General features: G+C 33.1%; 17 protein-coding genes. 4 read left to right on the top strand and 13 right to left on the bottom strand.

Translation table 11 applies throughout. The annotated features are described in order from the left end of the window. Positions 1-66 precede the first annotated feature (66 nt). A complete protein-coding gene (locus tag AC2D6V_RS02775; protein ID WP_484646520.1) occupies positions 67-1,116 on the top strand; it encodes an endonuclease/exonuclease/phosphatase family protein in 1,050 nt (349 codons plus the stop codon). Positions 1,117-1,252: 136 nt separating this feature from the next. On the opposite strand, the gene AC2D6V_RS02780 is transcribed toward AC2D6V_RS02775, so the two are convergent. The 11 genes from AC2D6V_RS02780 to uvrC all read right to left on the bottom strand — a co-directional run bounded on the left by AC2D6V_RS02780 (position 1,253) and on the right by uvrC (position 17,935). Continuing rightward, positions 1,253-1,693 (bottom strand): hypothetical protein, encoded by a 441-nt coding sequence (locus AC2D6V_RS02780; protein ID WP_484646521.1) that lies wholly within the window; start codon positions 1,691-1,693, stop codon positions 1,253-1,255. A 100-nt stretch (positions 1,694-1,793) separates the two neighbouring features. Continuing rightward, a complete protein-coding gene (locus AC2D6V_RS02785; RefSeq protein WP_484646522.1) occupies positions 1,794-3,635 on the bottom strand; it encodes a hypothetical protein in 1,842 nt (613 codons plus the stop codon). A 6-nt stretch (positions 3,636-3,641) separates the two neighbouring features. Then, the gene (locus tag AC2D6V_RS02790; protein WP_484646523.1) at positions 3,642-6,191 is read right to left on the bottom strand and encodes a TonB-dependent receptor; all 2,550 of its coding nucleotides are present in this window, start codon (positions 6,189-6,191) and stop codon (positions 3,642-3,644) included. 177 nt (positions 6,192-6,368) lie between these two features. Continuing rightward, on the bottom strand, positions 6,369-7,988 hold the full coding sequence (pgi, locus tag AC2D6V_RS02795; RefSeq protein WP_484646524.1) for a glucose-6-phosphate isomerase: 1,620 nt from the start codon (positions 7,986-7,988) through the stop codon (positions 6,369-6,371). Between the two features lie 6 nt (positions 7,989-7,994). Further along, on the bottom strand, positions 7,995-9,260 hold the full coding sequence (locus AC2D6V_RS02800) for a peptidoglycan DD-metalloendopeptidase family protein (RefSeq protein WP_484647508.1): 1,266 nt from the start codon (positions 9,258-9,260) through the stop codon (positions 7,995-7,997). Positions 9,261-9,268: 8 nt separating this feature from the next. Next, on the bottom strand, positions 9,269-10,186 hold the full coding sequence (locus AC2D6V_RS02805) for a tryptophan 2,3-dioxygenase family protein (protein WP_484646525.1): 918 nt from the start codon (positions 10,184-10,186) through the stop codon (positions 9,269-9,271). Between the two features lie 7 nt (positions 10,187-10,193). Further along, the gene (locus AC2D6V_RS02810; protein ID WP_484646526.1) at positions 10,194-11,000 is read right to left on the bottom strand and encodes a DUF3108 domain-containing protein; all 807 of its coding nucleotides are present in this window, start codon (positions 10,998-11,000) and stop codon (positions 10,194-10,196) included. A gap of 146 nt (positions 11,001-11,146) precedes the next feature. Further along, positions 11,147-12,307 carry a 4-hydroxyphenylpyruvate dioxygenase gene (gene hppD / locus AC2D6V_RS02815; protein ID WP_484646527.1) on the bottom strand — a complete coding sequence of 387 codons (1,161 nt, stop codon included), beginning with the start codon at positions 12,305-12,307 and terminating at the stop codon, positions 11,147-11,149. A gap of 154 nt (positions 12,308-12,461) precedes the next feature. Next, positions 12,462-13,619, bottom strand: coding sequence for a homogentisate 1,2-dioxygenase (locus AC2D6V_RS02820; RefSeq protein ID WP_484646528.1), 1,158 nt, complete (start codon positions 13,617-13,619; stop codon positions 12,462-12,464). 266 nt (positions 13,620-13,885) lie between these two features. Then, positions 13,886-16,123 carry a patatin-like phospholipase family protein gene (locus AC2D6V_RS02825; protein WP_484646529.1) on the bottom strand — a complete coding sequence of 746 codons (2,238 nt, stop codon included), beginning with the start codon at positions 16,121-16,123 and terminating at the stop codon, positions 13,886-13,888. 18 nt (positions 16,124-16,141) lie between these two features. Next, positions 16,142-17,935, bottom strand: a complete 1,794-nt coding sequence (uvrC, locus tag AC2D6V_RS02830) for an excinuclease ABC subunit UvrC (protein ID WP_484646530.1) — start codon at positions 17,933-17,935, stop codon at positions 16,142-16,144. Between the two features lie 84 nt (positions 17,936-18,019). On the opposite strand from uvrC, the gene rimK reads away from it, so the two are divergent. The 3 genes from rimK to AC2D6V_RS02845 are packed head-to-tail and all read left to right on the top strand — an operon-like array spanning position 18,020 to position 20,459. Next, on the top strand, positions 18,020-18,895 hold the full coding sequence (gene rimK / locus AC2D6V_RS02835) for a 30S ribosomal protein S6--L-glutamate ligase (RefSeq protein WP_484646531.1): 876 nt from the start codon (positions 18,020-18,022) through the stop codon (positions 18,893-18,895). 27 nt (positions 18,896-18,922) lie between these two features. After that, positions 18,923-19,894: a succinylglutamate desuccinylase/aspartoacylase family protein gene (locus AC2D6V_RS02840; RefSeq protein WP_484646532.1), complete on the top strand. Its 972-nt coding sequence runs from the start codon at positions 18,923-18,925 to the stop codon at positions 19,892-19,894. A 1-nt stretch (position 19,895) separates the two neighbouring features. Then, a complete protein-coding gene (locus tag AC2D6V_RS02845) occupies positions 19,896-20,459 on the top strand; it encodes a 5-formyltetrahydrofolate cyclo-ligase (RefSeq protein WP_484646533.1) in 564 nt (187 codons plus the stop codon). Positions 20,460-20,473: 14 nt separating this feature from the next. On the opposite strand, the gene AC2D6V_RS02850 is transcribed toward AC2D6V_RS02845, so the two are convergent. Next, on the bottom strand, positions 20,474-22,012 hold the full coding sequence (locus tag AC2D6V_RS02850; RefSeq protein WP_484646534.1) for a phospholipase D-like domain-containing protein: 1,539 nt from the start codon (positions 22,010-22,012) through the stop codon (positions 20,474-20,476). A 127-nt stretch (positions 22,013-22,139) separates the two neighbouring features. Beyond that, positions 22,140-22,766: a lipoprotein signal peptidase gene (locus AC2D6V_RS02855; RefSeq protein ID WP_484646535.1), complete on the bottom strand. Its 627-nt coding sequence runs from the start codon at positions 22,764-22,766 to the stop codon at positions 22,140-22,142. Positions 22,767-22,868 lie beyond the last annotated feature (102 nt).

Raw genomic sequence — 22,868 nt, forward strand, 5'->3', positions numbered from 1 at the left:
TCTAACAATATCATAATTTTGGCTTAAGATTTGTATTCAAAATAACGATAAATTAATATTCTACTAATGAGAACATCAATACCCCTTTTACTTATTGCTTGTTTTTGCTTGTTTTTTAAGACTGAAGCACAGCAAAAAAAATATAAAATTCACACAATTGCATTTTATAATCTTGAAAACTTGTTTGACACCATAAATGACATCACAAAATTTGATGAAGCGAGCCCCATGATGGAACTGAAAGGAAATCGCAATGTTGTTTATAAGAAAAAAGTAAAAAACATGGCTCGCGTTATTGCCGATATTGGGCGTGATGTTACTAATAACACCCCTGCTATTATAGGTGTGTCTGAGATTGAAAACCGTGAGGTTCTTGAAGATGTCGTTAATGATTCTTTATTGATTTCTAAAGATTATGGTATTATTCATTACCATTCTCCGGATGCGAGAGGTATTGACGTTGCCTTATTATATCAAAAGACATTATTTACACCTATTACTACTAGCAGTCATGAATTAAAAATTTATGACGACTTATCCAGAAAACGTGTTTATACTCGAGATCAACTATTAGTTACAGGTAAATTAGAAGGAGACCTTATACATTTATTAGTAAATCATTGGCCGTCTAGAAGTGGTGGCGAAGCGCGAAGCAGACCAAAACGTGTTGCTGCGGCCAAATTGAGTAAACATTTAGTCGACTCATTGCAAGTTATAGACCCATATGCAAAGGTTTTTATTATGGGCGATTTCAATGATGACCCAACTAACAATAGTGTAAAAGATGTGTTAAAAGCTCAAAAAAACAGAAAAAAAGTTGGCCTTAAGGGTATTTATAATCCGTATGAAAACTTCTTTAAAGATGGTTTAGGCACAACAGCTTATAGAGATGCATGGAGTTTATTTGACCAGATTCTAATTACAAAACCACTACTTGAAAAAGATTATTCGTCCTTTCGTTTTTACAAAGCGGGAATTTTTAATAAGAACTATTTAATCAATAAAAAAGGACAATATAAAGGGTATCCTTTTAGAAGTTTTTCTAACGGCGGTTTTACAGATGGTTTTAGCGATCACTTTCCTGTATACACATTCGTTATAAGAGAAGTAAAATAAAAAGGCTGTCTTAAAAGTCATTATATTCCCAATCTGTCAGATTGAGCCTGTCGAAATCGATATTGATTATCAACTTGTTAAAATATTTCGACAAGCTCAATATGACTTAGAATTAAACTTTTAAGACCTTTTTTTATTAGTCTAACCAAGCACTCCATGGAATTCTCGATAAAAACAAAACCAGAGCTATACTATAGAAAATAGCAATTGTTTTTAACTTGCCTTTAGAAGTTAATTTCTTTTTATGCTTTGAATACCCTATAGTAATTAATGCAACAGCTATAATATTTATTAGTGGGTGCTCAACTAAATACAATCTATTTATCGCATCTTTCATTATTTCTCCCATCCCTAGCTCGCTAAATAAACTTAAACGCGGAGATACAAAATATAATAAGAGTCCAATTAATAATTGAATGTGCGAAACGATTAAAGTGAACAATGAAATTCTAAAATCTTTTGCTTGATACTCTTTTCCTCCCATTGATTTAATTATGGCATTACCAGTTGCTAATATTAAAATTAATAAAACTAAATATGCCCAATATGAGTGTATTATTTGAACGCTGCTATACATGGTATTTGATTAATTAGTTATGATGCACAAATGTAATAATTTAAAGTATAAAAAAACCGCTTCTATTTGAAGCGGTTTTTAGGTTATTTAGAAACAAAATTTAATTGGCTACCCATTCACCTCCTGTTTTTATAAGCGAAAAGTCTTCGGTTGAATCACCTGGAGCCCACGTATCAATTGTAACAATATATTTTTGCCCTTCTTCAGCACCTGGATTCAAATTATCTAATACAATAGCTAGACCAGTAATTACCATTTCGTCACTCCAGTTTGTGCTTCCTCCAGATCTATTAAAGTTTCCAAAGCTATCTAAGTTACCCGCAGCATCCTCAAATCCTGGTTCTGTAAGTAATGCAGATGCCACTAAATCATAATCTGATACAACCAAAGTATATCTAATTGTATTATCTGGCACCCAAACTCCGTCTTCTAGACCAAATTGTAAGGTTGTTGCAATTGTTGATTGATAAGCTGCCCAAACACCATCAACTACAGTGTACAGATTTCCTCTTGTGCCAAGACCAGATGAACTAGAATCATAAGTATAACCTATGTCCATATTATCACCTTCTTGTGCAAATGGATATTTTAGACCCAAAAATGTAGGTAAATAATCATCAGGTTGAATATCACTACCAAAACTTTCAATATTCATAGATGCAAAATCTGCATCGGTTATTCCATAAAACCTATCGGAGGGAAGTTCCCATGCATCACCTGTATAGACATAGTACATTTCTGCTGCTTCCTTATCTCCTACTACCTCATCGTCCAATGTCTCATTACTCATAATAGATGACCAAGTGTTTGCAACACGTATCCCATCCAATACACCAGTAGGACCGCCGAAACCCTGTCTAATAGAAATCCCTGTAATAATTGCCCCAGAAGTACCAGTGCTTGTTGCTTCTGCTATTGGTGGTTCTGTAGTTTCCGCTGATGATAATATATATAAATTAGCTTCACCAGAACCAATATTATAAGAGGAGACCAAAAGATATGTTGTATTTAAATCAAAAGGAGTCGTTCCATAAGTCAATGAACTAGAACTAGCTCCAATACCAAATAAAATTTTTCCTGAGCCGTCGTCTTTAGCACCAACCCTTGCCACATATCCTACTGCGAAATCTGAATCTCTTAAATGAAACGTATATGTTCCATCACTCACAGCGCTTAAATTTACCAAAGTACTTGCATAAACAGTTCCAGAAGAGATTTCTGAAAACCAGTTTGTTACATCTTCAGATCCTGCTCCATCAATGGTTAAAGCTCCACCTATTTCTGATGAAGGATAATCTGTCATTGACAACCCAGAGGTATCATATCCGATAGGTCCATTTCCTGCTCCAGAATGTGCTTCCCATTCACCGCCACTAACAGCAGTTAAATCTCCAGCAACCCCTCCGTATTCGAAATTATCGTCTAATGAAACAGTAGGAGAAACTATCCCGAAATCTCCTGTAAATTGAAAGTACTTTGCCAATCGATAATCTCCTTCATCGGGATTACTAACATTATCTGCAAGAATGTCTCCTAAATAATCTCCAGGATTTGCATCGGATTGAAAACCTAATACATCACTTCCGCTAAAAGTGTAATCATCTTGGTCTAAATTATAATCTCTTATGTCAAATGCAGATCCTATAAATAAATTATAACCAACTTTTACAGAAGAACCATCAGACAAATAAGGATATTTATTAGCCAAAAAATCTGGTAACATTGATTTTACATCATCTTCAGAGCTAAAGTTTGTCCGAGACAAACCAAGACCTCCATCATCTATGTCTTCAGTATAATCATCATCAGTAAGTGTATATTGTACTTCTTCAACAACACCAGGCTTATTAGCATTAATTTCATTATTAATATCTTCCAAAGGATTACAACCAATCATGATTGTTCCTAATATAATTACGCATAAATAATATATTCTTTTCATCTTTTTTTAAAAATTAACTGTTAATCCTACACTATATGTTCTGCCTGGGCCGTAGTATACTAAGGCTGCTGCTGACGTTCCATCTACATCATTTGCATCTGCTACATATTCTGTATTAAATACATTATTAATTTTAGCATTTAATATTGCTTCAAATGAACCCATGCTAAACGCATGACTTATTCCTGCATCAAATAAGCCAAACTCTGGAACTTTCCATGTATCTGGGAGTCCAGCAGTTCCTCTATTTGTAACTTGATATGATGCGAACATATCTCCGGCATAATTATAATCTATATAAAAATTAGATTTTGCAGCAAATTTATAATTTGCTCCTAACGCAAATGTTGTTTGAGCCGCATCACCAACTTTTAAATCTTCGGCAAATACATCTACTTCGCCTACTGGAGTTCCATCTTGTTTTCTAACAATAGCAGAAACGTTACTTTTCCACTGCCAATCACCAATAGATGCCATTCCAGTAAAGGATAGTTTTTCTGATAATTTATATCTAAAATCTATTTCAATACCTTGATGCAATGCATCCATTCCAAGTAGATTGTATAAAACTCTTTCATCTCCTGGGTTTACTCCTGGAAGTGAACCATTTATACCTTTATCTAACCAAGTTGTTCTATAAAGGTTAACATTGGCCGAAAGTTTATCGCTTCTATATCCATAACCTAGTTCAACACTAAATACTTTTTCGTTTTCTGCTTCTTCATTTGGATCTAACAGATCGTCATCCTGAAATGCAACACCATCTAAAAATGGTGCTTTAGAAAAATATCCTACATTAACAAATACATTATTATTTATATCTAGGTTATAATTACCCCCTCCTTTAATACCAAACCCAAAGAAGTTAATTGACTCAGATTCTCTATTATTAATAGGTATCTCAGAATTCATAAATTCTTTCTTTTTATAATTGGTATCTGAAATGTCTGCAGCCATAAATAAATTTAAAGATTCATTAACCTGATATTCTGCCTGACCGAAAATACCAGATCTTAGCACAATACCGTCATAATCCTTGTTATAGCGATCACCCACTCTTAAAGGTTTCCCAAAAGCAAAAGTATCATCTTCATTATCTAAGAAAAACTGTCCTCCCAATAAATCTTCCACTTCATACCAGTGATGACCAACATAATATCTAGCATCTAAACCTCCTGAAATAGTTAACTTGTCACTTACTGTATTCTTATATGTAGATAAAATACCATACCACTCATGAGAATTTCTTGAAGCCGAAATTATATCTGTAGAACCTGCAGCTCCATTAGCTATATTCTCCGCAACAATTCTATCAAAATCTATGGGTTGTAATCCTGAACTACCAATTCTATAATCGCTTGAACCAATCTTAGACCCTTCATCTCTACGGCCACCACCTGATCCAAAGGATGTATACAATGCCGTAGACAAAACAGAATTATCATTTATTTCCCATAAATGATTTAACGAAATCTGTGGTTTATGATAAAAATTATAAGCTGAATGATACACTTCACCATTTTTATAACCCCAATCTTTATTTGCCTTTTGTGGTCCAGAATCTGTATCTAATAATTCTGCAATAGTTGATCGATTAAAACGTTGCCCATGAGTTTGCTGAGCTCCAAATGCTGTAAATGTTAGCCTATTACGTTCATTTAATTGTTTTGATAAACTTAAGAAATAATTGTATCCTGAAAATTCTCCACCATCAATATAACCATCACCAGAAATTTTTGATGCACTAACAGTTGCCGCAAATCCTTTATCTGATAATCCTGTAGAATATGTCATTCCATATTTAAAATAGCCATCGTTAGCAATACCAGTATTAATGATACCTCCTTGTGTTGCATCCGTACTTTTTGTAATAATGTTAATTGTTCCACCAATTGAGGGTACAGCAACCTTAGAAGCTCCTAGACCTCTTTGTACTTGCATTGTGCTCGTAACATCTCCAAGACCAGCCCAGTTAGACCAAAATATTCGTCCATTCTCCATATCATTTACTGGCACACCATTAATCATTACAGCAATATTTTCGGAACTAAAACCTCTCAGGTTAATTCTACCATCACCATAGCCTCCACCCGCTCTAGTAGCGTAAACACCTGGAGTAGATTTTAAAATTTCTGGAAATTCTTGGGTACTTAATTTTAAAGAAATGTCAGCCGCTTTTATCGTAGAAACTGCAACAGGTGTTTTTCTGTCTACAGCAACAGATGCAATAATTTGCACCTCTTCTAGACCAACTTGGCTAGACTCTAGCACTACACTTCCTAATTCTATATCTCCAGTAAAAGCAATAGTTCTAGTAGTGTAACCTACATAGGTAATAACAATTTCTCCTGAAGATGTTTGGGTTTTAATAGAAAAGTTCCCATCAAAGTCAGATGTAACCCCATTAGTAGTCCCTTTTTCAATAACGTTAGCTCCAGGGAGTGGTAGACCTGTTCCAGTCTCCAATATTGTACCAGAAATAGTACTTTGAGCCATAGCAGAAATGGTAAACAAGAGTACCATAGCTACCATTAAAAAATGAGTAGTTTTTTTCATAATTTTAGAAAAGAATTAATTAATTATTTGAAATTAGTCAAGCCAAAAATAAGCATAAAGGACTGATTATCATTAAGCAAATGTTAAGAAATATAACAATTGTTGATAACTAAAAAAGCTGTTAACATTTCCACATTAACAGCTTTTATCAAATATTACAATGATATTGTTACGTTTCTACTTCTTACCTTTATAATAACTCAACAAATTACTAGTTGAAGAATCGTGTTTATTAACAGCGTCACTGTTAAATTCCTGTAAAATTTTATTTGCCAATTGCTTTCCTAGCTCCACTCCAAATTGATCATAGCTGAAAATATTCCAAATAATGCCTTGTACAAATATTTTATGTTCATACATCGCAATTAGCTTTCCTAAACTTTCAGGGCTTAATTTGTTTATAAATATGGTGTTTGTTGGTTTGTTTCCTTGAAATATTTTAAAAGGGGTGATATCGTCGCGAGTTCCTTCTCCAACAACCTCTTCTTTTGTTTTACCATTTAATAAAGCCTCTGTTTGAGCCAAAAAATTCGAAGTTAATTTATCTTGATGGTCTTGATTTCCGTGTAATGACTTTGTGAAACCAATAAAATCGGCTGGAATTAATTTTGTGCCTTGATGAATTAATTGAAAAAAAGCATGTTGCGAATTAGTCCCAGGTTCTCCCCAAATAATAGTTCCTGTTTGATAGTCTATTACCTTTCCATTTCTGTCTACACTTTTCCCATTACTTTCCATGATACCTTGTTGTAAATAGGTAGCAAATTGATTTAAATACTGTGAGTAAGGAATAATAGCTTCACTTTCAGCTTTAAAAAAGTTATTATACCACACACTAATTAATGCTAAAATAACTGGGATATTACTACTAAAATCTTCGTTTTTAAAATGCTCATCCATTTTGTTAGCTCCCTTTAGCAAGCTATCAAAATTGTTATACCCTACTGCCAAACTAATTGTTAAACCAACAGCGCTCCATAATGAGAAGCGACCACCAACCCAATCCCACATTGGAAATATGTTGTTTTCATCAATTCCGAAACCTTTAACTTTTTCTATATTAGTAGATACGGCCACAAAATGTTTAGCAATAGCCTCTTGATTTGCCGATTGTAAAAACCACTCTTTGATAGTATTTGCATTAGACAAAGTTTCTTGCGTTGTAAAAGTTTTAGAAACTATTACAAATAATGTTGTTTCAGGGTTTAAGTTTTTAATAACTTCGTTTACATGATCGCCATCCACATTACTTACGAAATGAGTGGTTAAATGGTTTTTATAAAACTGTAACGAATCTACTACCATTGCTGGACCAAGGTCTGAACCACCAATACCAATGTTTACAATATCGGCAAATGCTTTGCCTGTAAAGCCTTTTTTTTTGCCATTAACAACTTCGTCTGTGAAACCTTCAATTTTTTGTTTTACTTGATAAACTTCTGGCATGACATTAACACCATCTACTTTAAATTCATCAGTTTTAGGTGCTCTTAGTGCGGCGTGCAATACAGCTCTACCTTCGGTTTGATTTATTATGTCTCCTGAAAACTGACTTAGAATTGCTTCTTTTAATTTAACTTCCTCTGCTAATTTTAAAAGAAATCCTAAAGTATCTTCTGAAATTCTATTTTTTGAATAATCAACATAAAAGTCTTCCCATTTTATGGTAAACTTATCTGCTCTTTCATTGTCCTTTGAAAATAAATTCTTCATATGGACACCCTTCATTTCTTTGTAATGAGATTCTAATTTACTCCAAGCAGCTGTAGTTGTTGGATTTATCTTTGGTAATGACATTTTATTTTAAGTATCTAATTGGGAAATTACAGGTTGATTCTTCTCTTCTTCGTCTATAATTTCTGGTTGAAAGAATATATTATCTAATTTATATTTTATTGGTTTTATAAAATCTAAATATCTAACTTTTAGTGAATCTGATATTGGTTTAGCTTCGGGTAATTTTTGTTTGAATGGGTCTACTTGTCTTCCGTTTTTCCAGAAACGATAACACACATGAGGTCCGCCAGTATTTCCGGTCATACCTACCCAACCTATTACATCACCTTGTTTGACAAATTCACCAACTTTAGATTTGCGTTTTCTCATGTGCAAATATTGCGTTTCATAAGTAGCATTATGTCTAATTTTTACATAATTTCCGTTGCCTCCTTTTCTTCTTGATTCAGTAACCGTACCATTTGCCGTAGCCATAATTGGTGTGCCAATAGGTGCTGCAAAGTCAGTTCCTTTGTGTGCACGCACTTTATAACCATAAACAGCAATTCGGCGTCTTAAATTATATCTAGATGATATTCTACTAAACTTAACTGGTGCTTTTAAAAATGCACGACGTAAATTTTTGGCTTCATCGCTAAAATAATCTATAATTCCTTTAGTAGAATCTGTTGTAAATTCGAAAGCATAAAATGGCTCATTATTATGTTCGAAATAAGCCGCTTTAACATTGTGTACCCCCGTGTATATAGTATCATCTATATATTTATCTGTATATATAACTTTGAAACGATCTCCCTTTTGAAGGCGCCTAAAGTCAATTGTCCAAGCATATATCTCATCCGCCATTTTATATGCCAATCGTTGGCTTAGGCCTTGTTCTTCTAGCGTTTGTGAAATATTATTAGTAATAACCCCTGTGGCAAACTTTTCAACATACTTTATAGGCTTTCTACTTTTATAAGCATGAATAGAATCCTGAAAATTAATTACAACAAAATCTTCTTGATTAGGCTGATAAATAAAACATTTCGGTGTTTCAATAGAGTCTTTAGCACATAATAGCGTATATGGTTTACCTACTTGAAGCTTACGAATATCAAATGTGTCTTTAGCCTTTTCTGCAATATGAAATATTTGAGGATACCCTAACCTGTTACGTTCTAAAATTTCACCGAAACTATCTCCTTTTCTTACGGTATCTCTTTTAACCACAAAATCGTTAAGCTTAAAACCAAATTCGAACACTTCCTGTGGTTCGACTTTAGCAATTTCTTCCTTTTTTGGTGTTTGTGGGTCATCCTTACAAGCCATAAAGAATACCCCAATAATCATCAATAAAATTAAACGTCTGTTCCCCAATTTTCTAATTCTTCTTTTGTCAATAATTCCGGAAAGAATATTCTTTTTTGATATTTTGGATGCATATATTTTACCCATTCACTTCCTCCAGTTGCTTTTGCGGTTTCTCCACCAATATTCAAATAATGATTCGCTGTATTATAATGTGCCATTACCCATTTAATGTTAACAGTATAATCATAATGCCTCATGGCCTCAACTAATTCTTTGTTTTCCTTGGCTTCTTTAGGTAAACTTTTAAACTTAGACCAAAGATTGTTTTTATTATAAAAACGAGTGAATCTAATAAACTCATCTTTATATTTTTCTTCAAAGGCTTCTAATAGGTAGCTCTTTTTTCCTGTTTTATAATCTTTACCAGCTGCTTGCCAATACAGATGTTCGAATGCATTTTCGTACGATGAATTTCTATCTATTGTACTTCTAAAACGTTTATCAATAAGGTTAATTAGTTCGGTAGAAGCAAATTCGATTTTTCGATATTGTGCGCTTTGAAAACCGCTTGCTGGGGTTAAAGTTGTCCTAAACTTATTGTATTGATCTATGTCCATTCCATCTCTCATAATATTGAAAGAGGAAGTAAGCATATCGAAGTAGCGACTAATTCGCATTAATTTTGAAGTAAACAAACGTGCATCAACCTCACTTTTCTCTGCTATTTGATGAATTTCACCTAGTATCATCTTAAACAATAACTCGTTTATTTGATGATACATTATAAATACCATTTCGTCTGGAAGAACTGTACGTTGCACCTGAAGATTTAAGAGTGCATCTGTTTGAATGTAGTCCCAATAATTAATAGGTTTGCTATATAACAATCCTTCTAAATGGGTTTCAACGTCTTGACCAATTTGGTCGTATTTTTCTTTGAGCTGGTTGGTTATTTTTTTGTCCAAAGTTCCTTTAATTATCTACAAATATTCTAAAAGGATGTTTTAAGCCTTTAAAGGCTTCTAAATCTGCTCTTAGTGACCCAACAGCAAGATCTGCCTTGATGCGCAAAGGTACTTTATTTTTGTCTTTTGACACCCATAGCGTTAAACTTTCTTCCTCCTTAAAAACTCTTCCTGCCATAACATATGGTCTAAATTTTAAAGACTCTACTTTACCAAAATCTGTACTTATGGTTTCTTCTCCTAGGTACTTTAGTTTAAACCCGTAATTTTCACCATCAAAAAACATATCTATCATTACCTCATCTCCAATTTTTAGATTGCTAGTATCCAAATTATTACGCAAATAATAAAACGTTGAAACCATATCTTGAATGTTTGGTTTCGTATTGTAAACAGACTTTTTCTTGTGTTTTTTATCATTTACATAAGCTTTATTGGCTTCTTGGTCAAAATCTATTTCTAAGTTTTTAGTGTGACCTCCTTCATCTATATTTCTAATAAACCTATATGGTATGATAGTTTGTTTATCAAAATAACTTTCATACCTGTCTTTTACCTTAAAAAACCATTTAATCATACCCGTAGTCCAGCCCTTGCCTACAACATGATAAACATCTTTATTGTTTACTTTGGAATCTTTAACGGTTAAAGTTGCATTTCCCGCTTTTAAAAACCCGCTATAGCTCATCTTGAATTTGAACCACTCTCCTACAGCAAAAGAAGACTCTTTACTTGCAATAGGCGTAGTAATGTCTTGTGAAAAAGACAACTGCATTGTACACAATGTAATTATTATAAGTAGTATTCTTTTCATTTAAATTGGATAATTGTAATATAACTTTAAGCATATTACTTTATTGTTATACTCTAGAAATTACAATTACTGTTCCAAAAGTATTAAAACAAAAAAACTCCATCAAAATTATTTGACAGAGTTTTCATAAATAATATTAACTTTTGCTAAAGTGTACCGCGATTTGCTTGTTCTCTTTCAATAGATTCAAATAAGGCTTTAAAGTTTCCAGCTCCGAATCCACGAGCACCCATGCGTTGTATAATTTCAAAGAATAACGTGGGGCGATCCTCAACCGGTTTTGTGAAAATTTGAAGCAAATAACCTTCTTCATCAGCATCAATCATTATTCCCAAACTTTTAAGAGTTTCTATATCCTCTCTTAATTCATGGCTATGTTCTTCCAGTCTGCCTGGAACCGCTCTATAATACTCCTCTGGCGGAATAGATAAAAACTCTACACCTCGTTCTCTTAAACTGGTGACTGCTGTTATAATATCGTCTGTAGCCACAGCAATATGTTGAACACCAGCACCTTCATAAAAATCGAGATATTCCTCTATTTGAGAACGTTTTTTACCTTTTGCTGGTTCGTTAATTGGGAATTTTATTCGTCCATTCCCATTACTCATTACTTTACTCATAAGTGCTGAATATTCGGTATGGATTTGCTTATCATCAAAAGACAAGAAATTCTCAAACCCCATAACATCTTCATACCATTTAACCCATGTATTCATTTGTCCCCAACCTACATTACCAACCATATGGTCAATAAACTTTAAACCTATGGGCGTTGGATTATAATCACTTTTCCATTCTCTAAAACCTGGTAAAAAAGAGCCTTTATAATTTTTTCGCTCAACAAACATGTGCACGGTTTCTCCATAGGTGTAAATTCCGGCTCGAACTACTTCACCATTATCATCCTTTTCTACAAAAGGTTCCATATAAGATTTTGCTCCTCTACTCGTGGTTTCTTGATATGCTTTTCTGGCATCTTCAACCCAAAGCGCAATAACTTTAACACCATCTCCATGCTTAACAATATGATCGTTAATTGGTGATGTACTATTTAATGGTGTTGTTAATACTATCTTGATTTTATCCTGTTTTAACACATAACTTACCGAGTCTTTTGAACCCGTTTCTAAGCCTTTATAAGCGTAGGATTGAAATCCAAATGCTGTTTTATAAAAATGTGCCGATTGCTTAGCGTTACCTACATAGAACTCGACATAATCTGTTCCTAAAAGCGGCAAGAAATCTTGCGCACCTTCAAATATTTTTTCTAAACCGTAGTTTACTGTTTTTATTTCTTTACTCATTGTTTTAAAGTTTATTCGATTATGAGTTTAATTGTTTATTCGTAAATTTAAATTTCAACACTTATTTAATAGCCCTGATTGAAGTGGCATCCTTTTTTGGTTTTTCTTCAAAAAAGATACAACGGAAAGCAGGAAATGGCTTCTAATAAACAATTTATTCTAACCAAGATTTATAATAATCTTCATCGGCTATTTTCATAGCTTCCTCGGTAACCATTAATGGCTTAAATGTATCTACCATAACCGCAAGCTCATCTGTTTTTATTTTACCTATACTACGCTCTGTAGCTCCTGGGTGTGGTCCATGTGGAATACCCGCTGGGTGTAACGAAATATGACCTGCATCGACATCATTTCTACTCATAAAGTCTCCATCCACATAATATAAAACCTCATCACTATCTATATTGCTATGATTGTATGGAGCAGGAATCGATTCAGGATGATAATCGTATAACCTAGGCACAAAACTGCACACCACAAAAGCATCCGTCTCGAAAGTTTGATGCACTGGTGGCGGTTGATGAATTCGACCTGTTATTGGTTCGAAATCGTGAATTGAAAACGCATACGGATAATTATACCCATCATAACCTATAACATCGAAAGGATGTGAGGCATAAACCATTTCAATAATATCATCTTGTTTTTTTACTTTAATTAAAAAATCGCCAGACTCATTATAGGTCTCTAGTTCTTCAGGTCTGCGAATATCGCGTTCACAAAATGGCGAATGTTCTAATAATTGCCCGAACCAGTTTCTATAACGTTTTGGCGTGTATATTGGTCGGCGTGATTCTACAATAAAAAGTCTATTATCTTCTGTATCAAAGTCTATTTTGTAAATAATTCCACGAGGAACCAATAAATAATCTCCATATTTAAAATCAAGATTTCCCAACATGGTTCTTAACTTTCCAGTACCTTTATGGATGAAAATTAATTCGTCAGCATCGGTGTTTTTATAAAAATAATCGCTTGTAGATTGCTTAGGTGCTGCCAATATAATAGAACAATCACTATTAATTAAAACTGTTTTTCTACTTTCTAAAAAATCTTTCTCTGGACTTACTTGAAAACCTCTTAAACGATAGGACTTAATATTATTTGCTTTAGCAATCTTAGGCGCAACACTATATTGATTTTTTATTTCTTTAACCTGTGTTGGTCGTTGCTCATGATAACTGTTTGTTGACATACCGTCAAACCCAATAGTTCCAAATAATTGTTCATAATATAAACTACCATCTGGTTTTCTGAATTGAATATGTCTCTTATGCGGTATAATTCCTAATTTATGATAAAATGGCATATTTTAAAATTTAAAAAATGAATAATAAATGCGGTCTTAAGTTGAACTTAAACTGCTAAATAACTCGTATTTATAAAGATACAAAAAGTATACTCATTCAGGATTTCTCTTGATGAGATAGTGAAGATATGATAGTAAGTCTTTCCAAAAGAGCTTCATAGTGGTACAAATATCGTAAATAATATTGATAATTAGATATTAGATGATTTTTATGAGACCCCTCACGCTAGCCATCGGGATTCAGGAGAATGAAAAAGCGAAATAGTTTAAAACCAGAAACCAATATTAAAAAACCAAGTGCTTTGTTTCTGCTCTGGAGAATAACTATATTTTGTTTGAATGGGGCCAAGAAATGTATCAATGCCATACCCTAGTGCATAACCTCTGTAATCTGGAAGTGTGAACCATTCTCCCGTTTCAAAGATATTGTCATCTATATTAGCCCAATTTGCTTCTGCAGTAATATGGTGTTTTTTAATTATTTCATAATCAGCTATAAAAGATGCTTTAACAAAACTATTTCCTGTAAGTGACACAAAATCATAACCTAAAAATGGAATAAAATTATTTATTAAATTGTTGCCATAACCCCCCAAAGCGAAATCTAATGCTTGAGTCGATTTATCTCCCAATTTAAACCCGCCGCCTACTTGTAAATTAAAAGCCAGCTTTTTAGAGACACTAAAAGCATATCCTAAGTCTGCTTTTGATATGGAAAAATTATCAAAAGTCTCGTTAAAATGCGATGCAAATAAATACATATGCATATCGCCGTCAAAATAAAAACCTTTTTTCGGGAAATATTTATTATCGTAAGTATCTAACTTAAGCCCTCCAAATACACTAAAATAGTCGGTGTTTTCAAACTGAAATTCATCTCCAACGTTATTACCTAATAATGTTTCAGAATCTATTTTTAAACGCTTATGTTCAGCTCCAATACTAAGTGCAAAATCTCTTAAAAATATAGTTTGTAAATAAAATTGATTGGTTTGGTCTCTGAGTTTTACATCAATTTTATTTAACTCTGATGTTACTATTTGCTCTTCATCCAGCAATAATTGCGCACTAATATTTTTTTCAAATTGATTGTACCTAGATCTTATACCCACACTCCAATAAAAACCTTTATCAATTAAATATTCGAAATTATAACGCACATTATCCCCAAGAATAATATCTAATGAAGCCAAATCATTTTTAAAAAGTAAACGTTTTTTAGTTAGATTTAGAAGAGCCGCACTCTTATATAAATCGTCATAATGAATTCCTAATTTGAAAAAAGTATTGACCTCAGACTCCTTTATGTTTGAAACTAAATCATAGCCTTCTTTATCTTCAGAGTTCTTTAATTGATATTCGAATGAATCAAAATTATTTGTAGCGACTACATTATTAATGCCTTTTCTAAAATCCTCATAACTGATAGTTTCTTCATTTTTAAATTTGAGTTTTCCTAATACATAAGACCTAGTATAATTCTTATTACCTGTTATTGTTATACTATTAATTTTAATACTATCTGTTACAGGTGGTTTTAACTTTAAGTTATCAATCTTTTTTCTTGACGCTAACTCTCTAAAAATGTTTAATTTAGACATGGCGGCATATCTGCCTGCTTCTATAATTTTATCGCCATCATTAAACGACACTACATTAAAATCCTTGATATTAGGTTTAATATACACATCAGTTTTCGGGACCTTGAGCTTCATATCTTTAATCGTCCTAAAATTATTAATTTGAATGAGTACATCCGGAGCCGATGTTAACTCCTTTCGATTAAGCAAGTCGTCTTGTACATCAACTCCAATTATAATATCAACGTCTTTAGCGCGTAACTCATCAATTGGATAATTATTCACGACACCACCATCAATTAGAACGGTATCATCAATTTCTACTGGCTGAAACAATGATGGTAAAGCCCCACTAGCCATAATTGCCTGTGTTAAATTACCCTCATCTAAAATTACCTGTTTACCTGTTTCGGCATTTGTAGCAATACAGAAAAACGGAATTGGGAGTTTACTAAAATCCTTTATCTCATTTACATGCAACGTCAATTTTAATAATAAACTATAAGTATTATAACCTTTGGAAAGCGCCGATGGTAACTTAATTTTAAAATTATCGAAAGGCAACTTTATCGCATACTTTTCATTATTGTCTCTTTCTGAAAATGACTTGGATGCTCTTGGTAAGTCATCGTTAATAATCTCATCAAAATTGATTTCTTGAAACAAAGAATCTAATTGCTTTCCTGAATACCCAGATGCATATAACGCCCCAACAATAGCCCCCATACTTGTTCCTGCTATATAATCGACTTTAACGCCTAAACTATCCATCACTTTTAAGACCCCTATATGTGCCAACCCTTTTGCACCACCGCCACTAAGTACTAGACCAACTTTGGGTGTTTTTTCTTGTGTTTCATTTTGCGCTGGTGCGGAAAACAAAACAAATAAACATAGGGTTAATATGATAATTTTATGATTCAATAAACACTTTTTGTGATTTTAATTTTCATGATAATAATTATAAATCTTTTCAGCTCTTGATAAACCAACAACTGCTTCCAATTCATCCAATTTCGCATTGGCAACTCGTTTTGCCGATTTAAAATGCTTTAGCAGTTCCACTACTGTTCTTTCGCCTACGCCATTTATGGTTTCTAGTTCGGTATTTAACGCACTTTTACTTCGTTTATTCCTATGATGCTCAATACCAAAGCGATGTGCTTCATTACGTAATTGTTGTATTATTTTTAGTGTTTCACTTTTTTTATCTAAATATAACGGAATTGGATCGTTTGGGTAATATAATTCTTCTAAACGTTTTGCAATACCAACAATGGCAATTTTCCCTATTAAATTAAGAGCATCCAAACTTTTTAGTGCAGAAGATAATTGTCCTTTCCCTCCATCTATGACGATTAATTGTGGTAAATGTTGCGCTTCTTCTTGCAATCTTTTATATCTACGATACACCACCTCTTCCATAGAAGCAAAGTCATCTGGTCCTTCAACAGTTTTTATATTAAAATGGCGATAGTCTTTTTTACTAGGCTTACCGTTTTTAAAAACGACACATGCCGCAACTGGATGGGTTCCTTGGATGTTTGAATTATCGAAACATTCTATATGTCGAGGTTCTTTTGAAAGGCGTAAATCAGATTTCATCTGTGCCATAATTCTATTGGCATGTCTATCGGGGTCAACGATTTTCAATTGTTTGAAACGCTCCATTCTATAGTACTTTGCATTTCTAAGCGATAAATCTAAAATATGTTTTTTATCACCCAATTTAGGAATAGTAACTTTAATACCTTCTCCCAAATCAACCTTAAAAGGCACATAAACTTCTTTGGAATTAGAATGGAATCGCTGCCTAATTTCTGTTATTGCTAATTCTAGCAGTTGTTGGTCGGTTTCGTCTAATTTCTTTTTTATCTCTAATGTATGGGAACGAATAATAGAACCATAGGAAAGTTGCAAAAAGTTAATATAGCCATAACTTTCATCACTCATTATAGAAAACACATCTACATTGCTAATTTTAGGATTTACAATGGTCGATTTTGCTTGATAATTTTCAAGAACCTCAACTTTCTCCTTTATTTTTTGAGCCTCCTCAAACTGCATGTTATCGGCGAACTGCTTCATCTGATTTTTAAACTGAGAAAGCGAATCTTTGAAATTTCCTTTTAAAATTTCCTTTATCGCTTTTACACTTTCGTTATACTCAGTTACAGTTTCTAACCCTTCGCAGGGTCCTTTACAATTTCCTAAATGATATTCTAAACATACTTTATACTTACCAGCTTTTATCTTTTCTTCAGCCAAATCATAATTACACGTTCTCAGGCTGTATAATCCTCTAATCAAATCTAATAAGGTATGAACTGTTCTCCCACTTGTATAAGGCCCAAAATACTCACCACCATTTTTAAATACACGCCTTGTTGAAAATACTCTAGGGAATCGTTCATTTTTTATACAAATCCAAGGATATGATTTGTCATCTTTAAGCAGTACGTTGTAACGTGGTTTATGTTTTTTGATGAGATTGTTCTCTAGTAAAAGAGCATCGGTTTCTGTATCTACTACAATATGCTTAATACTATCAATTTTTTTTACAAGGACTCTTGTTTTTCCGTTTTCATGCGTTTTGGTGAAATACGAACTAACTCGCTTCTTTAAATTTTTAGCTTTTCCAACATATAAAATAGTGCCTTCAGAATCAAAATACTGGTAAACTCCCGGTTGATTTGGCAAGGTTTTTAATTGTATGTCCAAGGTAGGTTTACTCATCTTTCTCAAAGGTATACTAAAAGTAACATAGTTAAAAATTCGATATGCTTTTTTAGTATATTGCAGTTAAATTATAGGTAATTAGTGAACATTGTTATTCTTTCTCGGAACGAAAATTTGTATTCTACAAGAAGACTTATAGAAGAAGGTGAAGGTCGTGGTCACATTATAGAGGTCATAGATCCGCTAAAATGTGATATTATAATCGAAAAAGAAAAACCTACTATATACTACAAAGATCGTTATCTAGATTACGTAGATGCTATTATCCCTAGAATAGGAGCCTCAGTTACTTTTTTTGGTTGTGCTGTAGTCCGACAATTTGAAATGATGAATGTGTTTACATCTGTTACTTCTGATGCCATTATTAGATCTAGAGACAAATTAAGAAGTTTTCAAAGGCTTTCGAAAGCTGGAATTGGGATGCCTAAAACAGTTTTCACTAATTATTCTAGAGATGTGGAAGAAGTGATTTCTCATGTTGGTGGAACGCCAGTAATCATCAAACTTCTTGAAGGTACTCAAGGCTTAGGTGTTGTTTTAGCTGAAACCAAAAATGCTGCGGAGTCTGTACTTGAGGCGTTTAACGGGTTGCAAGCCAGAGCACTTGTACAAGAATATATTGCGGAAGCTAAAGGTGCAGATTTAAGAGCATTGGTTGTTGATGGTCATGTTGTTGGAGCGATGAAACGCCAAGGGCGTGAAGGTGAGTTTCGTTCAAATTTACATCGAGGTGGTTCTGCGGAAATAGTAAAACTTACTGAAGCCGAAATAAAAGTTGCAATGAAAGCCTCTAGAGCTTTAAAACTCCCTGTTTGTGGAGTAGACATGCTAGAGTCTGGAAGAGGCCCACTACTCCTTGAAGTGAATTCGACACCTGGGCTAGAAGGAATAGAATCTGCTACTGGAAAAAACATTGCTAAAAGCATTATTACCTACATAGAAAGAAATAGACGTTAGTCTTCTTTAAAAAATGCCATAATACGAATGAGTGCTGAAAAAAATATACTGACGATTCTTAACGAAACTATTGCTCCTGGAGAAAGCAAAGAAGTCAACTTTGATGTTGCTAACTTGCATACCTCAACTCCCGTAAACGTTCCTGTTATTATTGAACGTTCTAAAAAACCTGGGCCAACAGTTTTATTTACTGCTGGTATTCATGGCGATGAGGTCAATGGTGTGGAAATTGTAAGACAAATAATAGCTAAAGGTATTAATAAACCAAAATGTGGAACTATTATCTGCATGCCAGTTATTAATATTTTTGGATTTATAAATTTAAAACGAGAATTTCCAGATGGCCGAGATTTAAATCGCGTATTTCCTGGTAGTTCAAACGGTTCTTTAGCTAGCCGTGTAGCCTATAAATTGATTAAAAAAGTCGTTCCAAACGTCGATTATATTATGGATTTCCATACTGGCGGATCCGGCAGATTTAATGCACCACAAGTAAGAATTATTCAGGGAGAACGAAAACTTAAGCAATTAGCCAAAACGTTTGGAGCGCCCTTCGTTCTATACTCTAAAAACCTAAATAAATCATTTAGAAATACTTGTTTTAAAAAAGGCATTCCTTTATTGCTTTTCGAAGGCGGCAAGTCATTTCATATAGACGATTTGGTAACTAATTCTGGAGTTAATGGCGCAAAGCGTGTTCTAAGTCATTTAGGCATGTTAAGTTCAAAATATAAGGCCTCAGCACCTAAGAAAAATTGCATATTTATTAGCGATAGTAAATGGAAGCGTGCTAAATATTCGGGTATGTTTAAAGCTGCTGCCAAAATTGGTTCTAAAGTAGAAAAAAATGATATTATTGGTAATATAACAGACCCTTATGGCAAGTTTAATTATTTTGTTAGAGCAGATAATTCAGGATATATAATTAATGTAAATGAAGCACCAATTGTATATCAAGGTGATGCTCTATTCCACATAACTACGAAACTTTCACGATAAAATGACTAAAAATGAATTACGTAAAAAATATAAATCATTTCGGAACGAATTATCAATAGACCAGATTGAAGATTTGAGTATCGCTATTGCTAATCAAACATTGAAACTTCCAATTTGGAGACATACATTTTATCATATTTTCCTATCAATAGAAGAACATAAAGAAGTCAACACTGATTACATTTTAAATATTCTATCTGGAAAAGACAAAAATATTCTTATTTCCAAAAGCGATTTTAAAACAGGTGATATGACGCATTTTTTACTAACCGATAATACTGTTATTAAAAATAACAACTACAACATTCCTGAACCTGTTGATGGGATAGAAATTTCTAATGATAAAATTGAAGTGGTTTTTATTCCGCTTTTAACATTTGATTTAGTTGGGAACCGTGTTGGCTATGGCAAAGGATTTTATGATCGGTTTTTAGCTCATTGCAAACCTGAAACTATAAAGATTGGCTTATCATTTTTTGATGCTGAAGATGAAATTAATGATGTTTATGAAAGTGATGTTAGACTGGATTATTGCGTGACACCACTAAGATTTTACAAATTCTAAGCAATACAAATAAACTATAATATATCTTTAGGTATAATCTTTCGTGTCCAAGTTTTTAATCTTTTAAACTTGTTCACTTCTGAATCTGGATTGAAATCTAAAGTGGTTTCCCAAGAATTTTCAGATTTAAATTCTTCTTCCATTCCTTTTAAAACTCCGCTTGCAATTTTTTCCGAATTTACAATAACAATACACTCTGTATTTAAATTGGCACTTCTGGGATCTAAATTAAAAGTACCAATTACAGTAATCTTATTATCTATCACCATAGATTTGGCGTGAAGACCAAATATGGGTTGATGATTCAATTTTTCTTGTAACTCTCCGGTCATTATTTTCTTTCGCTCAGCAGCATCTGGTCTAAATTCAAAAATTCGAACGCCTGTATTTAGCAATTTTTCTCTATCTGATTGATAACCACTAAACGCTTCCATGTTATCTGTAGACGCCAAACTATTTGTAAGTATTCGAACAGACACACCACGTTCTACAGCTTTTTTAAATAAATTTCTACTCAACTCTGTTGTAATTAAATATGGAGTTTGTATTTCAATAGACTTTTCTGCTGCTCTAATTAATTTAATTAAAGCATTTGTAGAAATCCCACCGCCACCTAAGCCTTCATTTCCATCATTTTTACCGGGTGCATCTGAAATAAAAGAAACATCATTTAACCATACCAAATCACCTGAATTTTTAATAGTGCTGAACGTTGCAGGTAAATTCTCTATCCTTTCTCTTACTTGTGGCCAAAAGTTCTCTGGGTTACAAGCATATTCATGCAAATTATTAAATGTGTTTTCAGGGTATTTTTTACTAGTGTCTTCCTTAATAATATTGGAAATCTTTGTACTCAAGGTATCATTCCAGAATTCGTTAAAAGACTTTTTCACATTATCTGATTCTTTTCCTAACAACAAAATATCTCTATCTCGAAAGTTATACTCATGATCGTAATCGAAATATTCATTAGCAATATTGCGTCCACCTGTTATAACAACTTTGCCGTCAACAATAAATGTTTTATTATGCATACGCTGGTTTGCATCTCTAAAATCTGTAGCAAATTTTTGAATTTTGCTGAAAATATTCTTACCTAAATTAACACCTGGATTATAAATTTTTACAGTTATATTTTCATGTGAATTAAAAGTTAGCAAATCTTCTATATCTGCATCAACCATAATATCGTCTACCAGGATTCTTACTTTAACACCACGGTCTGCAGCTCGAACTAAATAATCGCAGGCTATTAGTCCAACATTATCCGTTGAAAAAATGAAATACTGGATATCTATTGTTTTTTCTGCGTATTCACTTAACCATGCTCGAGCTACCATTGAACCACTCCCATCTTCCAGAACATAAACACCCGTTTTAGTTCGCATTAATTCAGACACATCTTCTAATTCTTTAGACAAAGAAACCTTATCATTTCTATGAATCTGTGAACAAAAATCGGTAATAACCTGTTGATTTTTAGATTCGTTACACGATACGAATAATACTAAAAGTATAATCCAAATATTATTAATTTCTAAGCTTGAATTCATTTTTTGAATAATAATTGACAATGCACTAATTATAACTGTTAAAAACACCCCAAGATAGTGAAATGAAAATACTTGTTAATCCCTACTTTATTTTAGAGACTAGTGGTTTATACAAACTGAAGTTAATCTATTGAAGTTTTTTTGGAAATGCTTTCTTATTAAAAACAATAAGCATTATAAAACCAGTGCTTATGGCCATATCTGCAATATTAAAAACAGGTTCAAAAAATGTAAAGAATTCTCCTCCATAAAAAGGCAACCAATCTGGCAAATACCCTTTATACAATGGAAAATATAGCATATCAACTACTTTACCGTGCAAAAAGGTATCATACCCTCCTGTTTCTGGTAAAAAGGATGCTATCTGTCCTTCGCTGCCACTAAACCAAACACCATAAAAAACAGAATCGATTATATTACCTAGAGCGCCTGCAAAAATTAATGTAATTGCTAATATCAATACTTTTGGGCTTAAGTTTTTGGTTGCTGTATAGAGCCAATAACCTATTCCAAAAATAGCGATTACTCTAAATAGAGTTAGAAATATTTTTGCAGAACGATCTGAGATAAAAGATACAAAATCACTAATTTTTGTACCCCAAGCCATACCATCATTTTCTATAAAATATATTTTAAACCAAGTAAATACTTCAACACTATCATGAAGCATGAAATGCGTTTTAATGTATATTTTACTAATCTGGTCGATAAGTAAAATTATTATAATTAGTATTATAGATTTTTTGAGTGACATCTTTTTAATTTAAGACCTTTCGACTTTAGTCTATGCTGAGCGCAGACGAAGTACTCAAGGTGAAAAAGTATTTAAACAAAAAACGCCTCAAAAACAAATGAG

Source organism: Algibacter sp. YIN40 (genome assembly GCF_057219435.1).